Source organism: Flavicella sp. (genome assembly GCF_037132785.1).
In the GTDB taxonomy this organism is placed as follows: domain Bacteria; phylum Bacteroidota; class Bacteroidia; order Flavobacteriales; family Flavobacteriaceae; genus Flavicella.
The window spans coordinates 1-7,308 of sequence record NZ_JBAHZZ010000188.1 but is presented as its reverse complement, the minus strand read 5'-3'; the positions used below and the strand labels follow the sequence as shown (position 1 = coordinate 7,308).

Genomic DNA, 7,308 nt, shown 5'->3' with positions numbered 1-7,308 from the left:
CGTAAATCACAAATGCTATCTGCAAAAGTAGGTGTTATTTGTAGTTTCATGGCTTGAATATACATCTTAATAAGCTAACAAACAATGATTTATATCCTAAATTTGGATGTTTGTTTTTGTCATGTACCTTGCAACGGTCTTGTTTTACCGAATAACAAAACCGAAGCGGTGCCATTCTTCAATTTTTATTGCTTATCTGAATAAAAAATAATCCATTTAAAAATAAAATTGATATTACTTATTGACAAAATCGGAATATCTAAACAAAAAAGCCTTTACATTTCTACAAAGGTTTATATTTCATTAAGATGTTTCTATTTTTTACCATCTACAATTACTACAATTTCACCTTTTAAGGTGTTTTCTGTAAAATGCTTTATAAGCTCATTTATAGTTCCACGTTTTGTCTCTTCAAATAACTTGGTCAACTCTCTGGATACGGAAATCTGTCTATCAGCTCCAAAATATTCAGCAAAATGGGTTAAGGTTTTTATTAATTTGTGTGGCGATTCATAAAAAATCATGGTTCTTGTTTCTTCTGCCAATAAAAATAATCGTGTTTGTCTTCCTTTTTTAACAGGTAAAAAACCTTCAAAAACAAATTTATCATTTGGCAAAGCACTATTTACCAAAGCTGGCACAAATGCTGTTGCCCCTGGTAAACACTCTATCTCTACACCTGCTTGCACACAGGATCTCGATAATAAAAACCCAGGATCGGAAATTGCAGGAGTACCTGCATCAGAAATTAAAGCAACCGACTCTCCATTCTGAATTCGCTCAACAATTCTCGCTACCATTTTATGCTCGTTATGCATATGGTGACTCATCATTTGAGTTTGAACATCAAAATGTTTTAATAATTTACCCGAGGTACGTGTGTCTTCAGCTAAAATTAAATCAACTTCCTTTAAAATTCTCACCGCACGGAAAGTCATGTCTTCCAAGTTTCCAATCGGTGTAGGTACTAAATATAATTTTGCGTCCAATATCTTTAATTTTTATACAAAGTTACAAAAGCGCATTTTATTCGGCATACATTTTTTCAATAAGCTCTTTGTATTTTTTATGAATCACCTTTCGTTTTAGTTTTAGTGAGGCTGTAATTTCACCAGAATCAATGCTAAATTCTTTTGGTAACAAAGTGAATTTCTTAATTTTCTCATACTTAGAAAACTCTTTTTGCAATTCTTCAAATCGTTTTTCAAACAACGATTTTATCTGATTATGATTAATTAATTCTTCAATTGTTTTAAAATTAATTTTATGTTCAATAGCATACTTTTTAATGTTTTCAAAACTAGGAACAGCCAATGCTGTAACATACTTTTGTTGATCTCCAATAACGGCAATTTGCTCAATAAAAGAATCGTTAACCAATGCCATTTCTAATTTTTGTGGAGCGATATATTTTCCTCCTGAAGTTTTCATTAAATCTTTAATTCTATCTGTTATTGTCAAATTACCTTCTGCATCCATTTTACCAGCATCGCCAGTACAAAACCAACCCTCCTTAAAAACAGCAGCAGTAGCTTCGGGCTTTTTGTAATAACCTTTCATCACTCCTGGTCCTTTTATTAAAATTTCATCATTGTTGCCTATTTTAATTTGAGCACCTGAAATCGGTTTCCCTGCTGAATTAAACACAAAATTCTTGTCTCCAAATAACGTAACTGTTGCAGTAGTTTCTGTCAAACCATAACCACATTTTATATTTAAGCCAAAAGAATGAAAAAACGAAACCAAATCTTCAGCTAATGGTGCACCTCCACAAGGCATGAATTTAATACGCCCTCCAAAAACCTCTCTAAGTTTGCTCAATACTAATTTGTCTGCTATCTTAAATTTTAATTTTATTAGAAACGGTATTTTTTTGTCAAATCGCTTGTACTTATTGTTATAGGTATTTCCAATACCTAAAGCCCAACTTGCTAATTTCATTTTAGCGGGTGAAGCTTCTTTTCTTTTCTCTTGAATTGCAGCAAATATTTTTTCAAAAATTCTAGGAACTGTACACATTAATGTAGGTTTCACTTCTTTTAAAACATCCGCAATTAACTTTGGGTTTTGATTGAAATACACTTCAATTCCTTTGTACAAACAGAAAAACACCCAACTACGTTCGTATATATGACTTAGTGGCAAAAAACTTAAAGAGGAATCCTCTACTGTTGCATTTAACTCATCACTATGTGATTTTAGTGAAGCTGAAAAATTAAGATGATCTAACATCACTCCTTTTGGCTCTCCAGTAGTACCAGATGTATAAATAATACTAGCTAAATCAGATAATTCACATTCGTAATGTCTTTTTTGAAGTTCAATAACTATTTTTTCATCTGATCCTATTTGCTCAAAATCGGATAGATAAACAGATTTTTCCGACTCTTGAATTGTTATTTCATTATTTAAAGCAATTATTAATTTTAAATATTCATTTGTAGCTAAAATTCCTAAGGCTTTATCGTATTCTTGTTGGCCACCAACAAATAACACTGATATCTCTGCATCATTTATAATATATTCCGATTCCTTTCTAGAATTGGTAGCATAAATAGGAACTGTTACCGCCCTAATACTCATTATTGAAATATCAGAAATAATCCATTCAGGCATATTTTCAGCAAAAATTCCAATATTATCTTGTTCTTTTACACCCTGTTTAATTAAAGCCTTCGACAATTTATCAATTCGTTCTCCAAAAACTTTCCATGAGATTCCTTCCCATGAATTAAGCTTATTATTTTTAAAAAAAATAGCTTTTTTAGTTCCAAAACGTTCAATGTTTTGTTTTAGCTCGACTACTAAATGTTGATAATTCATGTATTTTTTATTTCTAATTTACTTAGTTAGTATCTAATTTAAAAACATGTAAAGCTACAAATAATTTAATGGAACGGCTTAAGCTTTAAGCAGGCAATCTTAAAACCCGTTCACATCTTATTCTAAAACAATAATAGAAAATATTTTAGTTTTTATTTGTTTATTCTTCAATAGAATAAAATAGACTTTGAATTTAAGAAATCCACAATTAAACAGTAAATTTGCACATCTTTAAAAGGCAACAATTATAAAACACATTCAGACAGGTTATTTCCCTGTCTTTTTAAATATAAAGAACAGATGTATAGAAGTCATACTAACGGAGAATTAAATATTTCAAATGTTGGAGAAGAAGTAATCTTATCAGGTTGGGTACAAAAAATACGTGACAAAGGGTTTATGATCTGGATAGATTTACGTGATCGTTACGGAATTACCCAATTGATATTTGATGAAGACCGTACTGACAAAGCTATCATCGAAAAAGCAAAATCTTTAGGACGTGAATTTGTAATACAAGTAAAAGGTGCTATCATTGAGCGTCAGTCTAAAAACGATAAAATCTATACAGGAGACATCGAATTATTAGTAAGTGAACTAACGATACTAAATGCGTCTAAATTACCTCCATTTACCATTGAGAATGAAACAGATGGCGGTGAAGAATTACGTATGAAATATCGTTATTTAGACATCCGTAGAAATCCTATTAAAAACAACCTGATTTTTAGAGCTAAAGTAACTCAAGAGGTTCGTAACTTTTTATCAAACCAAGCATTTATTGAAATAGAAACCCCATACTTAATCAAATCTACTCCTGAAGGAGCAAGAGATTTTGTGGTTCCTTCAAGAATGAATGAAGGACAGTTTTATGCTTTGCCTCAATCTCCACAAACCTTTAAGCAATTGTTGATGGTAGGTGGAATGGATAAATACTTTCAAATTGTAAAATGTTTTAGAGATGAAGATTTACGTGCTGATAGACAACCTGAATTTACACAAATTGACTGTGAAATGGCTTTTGTGGAACAAGAAGATATCTTACATGTTTTTGAAGGACTGACACGTCACTTATTGAAAAAAGTAAACAATATAGAAATTGGTGATTTCCCTAGAATGACTTTTGATCATGCCATGAAAACTTATGGAAACGACAAACCAGATATTCGTTTTGGAATGGAGTTTGGCGAATTAAACGATGTTGCTAAACATAGAGAGTTTAAAATATTTGACGAAGCAGAATTAGTAGTAGGTATTGCTGTACCTGGTGGAGCTGCTTATACAAGAAAAGAAATTGACAAATTAGTTGCCTGGGTTAAACGTCCACAAGTGGGTGCTTTTGGAATGATCTATGCAAAATATAACGAAGATGGTACATTTAAATCTTCAGTAGATAAATTCTACAACCAAGAAGATTTGGCTGCTTGGGCAGAGAAAACAGGAGCTAAGCCTGGAGATTTGATCTGTGTGCTTTCTGGAAAAATAAATAAAGTAAGAGCTCAACTGAGTGCTTTACGCATGGAATTGGCAGAGCGTTTAGGACTAAGAAAACCAGAAGAATTTGCTCCTTTATGGGTAATCGATTTTCCTTTATTGGAATTAGATGAAGAAACTGGACATTACCATGCAATGCATCATCCGTTTACATCTCCTAAACCGGGACAATTAGAATTATTAAATTCTAATCCTGGAGAAGTAAAAGCAAATGCGTATGATTTGGTATTAAATGGAAATGAAATTGGAGGAGGATCTATTCGTATTCATGACAAAGCAACACAGGCAATCATGTTAAAACATTTAGGATTCTCTGAAGAGGAAGCTATCGCACAATTCGGCTTCCTAATGGACGCATTCGAATTCGGAGCACCTCCTCATGGTGGATTGGCTTTTGGATTGGATAGATTGGTTGCAATCTTAGCAGGAAAGGAAACTATTAGAGATTTTATTGCCTTCCCTAAAAACAATTCAGGTAGAGATGTCATGATTGATGCGCCATCAAAATTAGACGATACTCAACTTACAGAATTAAGTCTAAAACTAAATATTTTAAAAAAAGAAGACAACCAATAAGCACAACAATAACATCCCACTTTCTAAGTGGGATGTTTGAATGAAATAAAGATATGTCACCACACAAAAAAAACATAATTACCAAATTTCTAATTTGGAAATACAAACATCTAACAAGTCAACAATTTATTTATATTGTAAGTATAATTATTGGTTTACTTTCTGGTTTAGCTGCGGTAACATTAAAAAACTTAACGCACTTAATTCAAGAAACTTTAGAAGCAGGTGTGGTACAGAAATACCACGATGCCTTTTATTTTATCTTCCCTATTATTGGATTGGCACTTACTTTATTGATGATTAAATATGTAATCAAAAAGAAGGTTTCTCATGGAATACCATCCACCTTACATGCCATTTCCAAAAAGAAAGGACTTATGGAGCGTTACAAAATGTATAGTTCAATTCTTACAGCTCCTATAACTGTTGGCTTTGGTGGTTCTGTTGGACTGGAGGGCCCAACTGTAGCGACCAGTGCTGCTATTGGATCTAACGTAGCTAGGCTATTTCACTTAAACAGAAGTACTCGTACATTATTAATTGGAGCAGCAGCAGCAGCAGCCATGTCCTCTATTTTTAAAGCTCCTATTGCAGCAATCATATTTGCTATTGAAATTTTTAGTTTAGATTTAACTATGGTTTCTTTGATTCCATTATTACTTTCTTCAATTTCAGCAATTTTAACTTCTTATTTCTTTCTTGGAGACAACGCTCTTTTACGTTTTGAATTGACAGATAAATTTACTTTAGTAGACACTGTCTATTATATATTTTTAGGAGTTAGTTGCGGATTGATATCGGTTTATTTTAGTAAAGTCTATTTTTCGATTAGTAATTTCTTTGCCAAATTTGCAAACCCTTATAAACGCCTTTTAATAGGAGGAGTTGGACTTGGAGTTATTGTATACTTCATACCTCCATTATTTGGGGAAGGATTTATAACCATAAATAACCTTTTAAACAATAATGTATCTGATGTTTTTGATCAAAATTATTTTGGAATTGTTACAGAAAACAGCTGGTGGATTATTATTTTTCTATTAGGACTGGTTGCTTTTAAAGTAGTCGCAACTTCTATTACTTTTGGAGCTGGTGGGGTTGGTGGTGTATTTGCACCAACACTTTTTACGGGTAGTGTTACTGGTTTTGTTTTTGCTTTGTTTTTTAACACAGTAAATATTTCAAGTCATCAATTATCTACTGGGAATTTTGCCTTGGTAGGAATGGCAGGTTTAATGGCAGGAGTACTACACGCTCCTTTAACTGCAATATTCTTAATTGCAGAAATTACAGGCGGACACGAACTATTTATCCCTTTAATGATCACCTCTGCTATCGCATACTTAATCACAAAAAAATATATTCCCTTTAATATTTATGCTGCCGAATTAGCTAAAAAAGGAGAGCTTATGACGCATGACAAGGATATGAATGTACTGATGTTGATGGATATAGATAAGGTAATTGAAACCAATTTTATCTCTTTACATCCAGAAATGAAATTGGGTTATGTAGTAAAAGAGGCAGTTGCAAAATCTTCTCGTAATAACTTCCCTGTAGTAGACGAAAAAAATCAATATTTAGGAGTCCTACTATTGGATGACATCCGTGGAGTTATGTTTGATCAAAGTTTATACGAAACAGTTACCGTGCAAGAATTAATGCAAAATTCTAAAGGCATAATCGACTATGAGAAAAACTCAATGAAAGAAATTATGAAAAAATTTCAAGATAGTGGTGCTTGGAATTTACCTGTTGTTAAAAATGGAGTTTACAAAGGGTTTATCTCTAAGTCTCGTCTTTTAACAGCATATCGAAGAAAGCTAATCGAAGTAACTAATTGACATGAAAATACTTGTGAAAATCGTACTGATAATTGTACTTGGACTTATTGGAAGCGGATTATACCTTCAATCTATAAAGGGTGAAAAAGCTGAATTTTATATTGGTATTGGAGTATCAATAATGGCTTTTATTCTAATTCCTCTATTTGTATATAACGGATATAAAGGAAAAGATTTGACCAGATACACCTTTAAAAATATGCAAAATCCTGAAGAGAAAAAAGACTCTTAATTTAACTTAATGCTTAAGGGTTTATTAACTAATACCCATTTTACTTTTAAATGACGTAATAATAATTTGGAGTGTTTTTTATTCAAAAAATAAAATAAAAATTGAAGCATAGCTCCGCTACGGTTTTGTTTTTGTGTGAAATATAAATGAAAAAGAAACGAATTTAATGCGTCATTTAAATGTTAGAATGGTACAACTTAAGACCGTTGCATAATGCTCTTTTCAGTTTTAGATTTCAATTTTTACTTTTTAAATCTAAAATTTATGTTTTTTTCCTTATTTTCATTGTTTATGTTAGTTATGGATCTCTTTCTTGGTTCATTTTCCTTTAGTTTTTAG

Annotated in this window: 5 protein-coding genes; 3 read left to right on the top strand and 2 right to left on the bottom strand. The window is 31.9% G+C overall.

Annotated features, from left to right (window positions below; genetic code table 11):
• Positions 1–314 precede the first annotated feature (314 nt).
• Positions 315–989 (bottom strand): 16S rRNA (cytidine(1402)-2'-O)-methyltransferase, encoded by a 675-nt coding sequence (gene rsmI, locus V5787_RS11955; protein ID WP_336893435.1) that lies wholly within the window; start codon positions 987–989, stop codon positions 315–317.
• Between the two features lie 37 nt (positions 990–1,026).
• Positions 1,027–2,823: a long-chain fatty acid--CoA ligase gene (locus tag V5787_RS11950; RefSeq protein ID WP_336893434.1), complete on the bottom strand. Its 1,797-nt coding sequence runs from the start codon at positions 2,821–2,823 to the stop codon at positions 1,027–1,029.
• A 300-nt stretch (positions 2,824–3,123) separates the two neighbouring features.
• On the opposite strand from V5787_RS11950, the gene aspS reads away from it, so the two are divergent.
• From aspS to V5787_RS11935, 3 genes are read left to right on the top strand one after another with little or no spacing between them, the layout of a single operon-like run.
• Positions 3,124–4,893: an aspartate--tRNA ligase gene (aspS, locus tag V5787_RS11945; protein ID WP_336893433.1), complete on the top strand. Its 1,770-nt coding sequence runs from the start codon at positions 3,124–3,126 to the stop codon at positions 4,891–4,893.
• A 53-nt stretch (positions 4,894–4,946) separates the two neighbouring features.
• The gene (locus V5787_RS11940; protein ID WP_336893432.1) at positions 4,947–6,737 is read left to right on the top strand and encodes a chloride channel protein; all 1,791 of its coding nucleotides are present in this window, start codon (positions 4,947–4,949) and stop codon (positions 6,735–6,737) included.
• Position 6,738: 1 nt separating this feature from the next.
• Complete coding sequence (locus V5787_RS11935; protein ID WP_336893431.1) at positions 6,739–6,969, top strand: hypothetical protein; 231 nt, start codon at positions 6,739–6,741, stop codon at positions 6,967–6,969.
• The last annotated feature ends 339 nt before the right edge of the window (positions 6,970–7,308 follow it).

Bases quoted from the DNA above. Each gene is read 5' to 3' on its own strand.
- aspS (WP_336893433.1), top strand. From the start codon at position 3,124: ATGTATAGAAGTCATACTAACGGAGAATTAAATATTTCAAATGTTGGA.
- V5787_RS11935 (WP_336893431.1), top strand. From the start codon at position 6,739: ATGAAAATACTTGTGAAAATCGTACTGATAATTGTACTTGGACTTATT.
- V5787_RS11950 (WP_336893434.1), bottom strand. From the start codon at position 2,823: ATGAATTATCAACATTTAGTAGTCGAGCTAAAACAAAACATTGAACGT.
- V5787_RS11940 (WP_336893432.1), top strand. From the start codon at position 4,947: ATGTCACCACACAAAAAAAACATAATTACCAAATTTCTAATTTGGAAA.